This window comes from Methylibium sp. T29, from assembly GCF_000576205.1.
In the GTDB taxonomy this organism is placed as follows: domain Bacteria; phylum Pseudomonadota; class Gammaproteobacteria; order Burkholderiales; family Burkholderiaceae_C; genus Methylibium; species Methylibium petroleiphilum.
The window spans coordinates 1-562 of the sequence record NZ_AZND01000601.1; the positions used below are offsets into that span (position 1 = coordinate 1).

1 protein-coding gene is annotated in these 562 nt (G+C 74.9%); it reads left to right on the forward strand.

The genetic code is table 11. From position 1 onward, the window contains the following. On the forward strand, positions 1-562 hold a 562-nt coding region (locus tag x551_RS23060; protein WP_036252295.1), incomplete at both ends, for a GGDEF domain-containing protein.

Consider the following 562-nt stretch of genomic DNA (forward strand, 5'->3'; position numbering starts at 1 on the left):
CCTTCGACGCGCTGCTGCTGAACCTGCCGAGGGCGGCCGACGTTCGGGTGCTGGCCGCTGCCGTGGCCTCGCCGTGGTGGCAGGCCGATGCCGGTGACGCCGCTGTGCTGGTGACCACCGAACGGCCGAGCGCCGCGCTGGCGCAGGCGCTGCTGGAGCGCGGCGTGCAGGCGCTGCTGCCGTCGGCCGACCTGGCCGCCGCCGAGCGGCTATTGCCGGCGCTGCACCAGGCCGTGGTTCGCCAGCGCCTGGACCGACTGGCGCGCCGCGCCTACGCGACCGACCTGGCCACCGGCCTGCCCAACCAGATGCAGCTGCTGGAACACGTGAACCACCTGCTGGCGCTGCGCGAGCGCGAACCCGCACCGATGGCCCTGGTGGTGATCCACCTTGAAGGCCTGACGACGGCCGCAACGCAGCTCGCGTCGGCGGCGGAGCTGGGTGCGCTGCGGCGCAAGCTGGCGGTGCGGCTGCGCGCCGCACTGCGCGCCAGCGACGTGGTGGCCTCGGTCGGTGCGGACGCCTTCGCGGTGCTGCTGGCGTGGATCGACACGCCGACCGC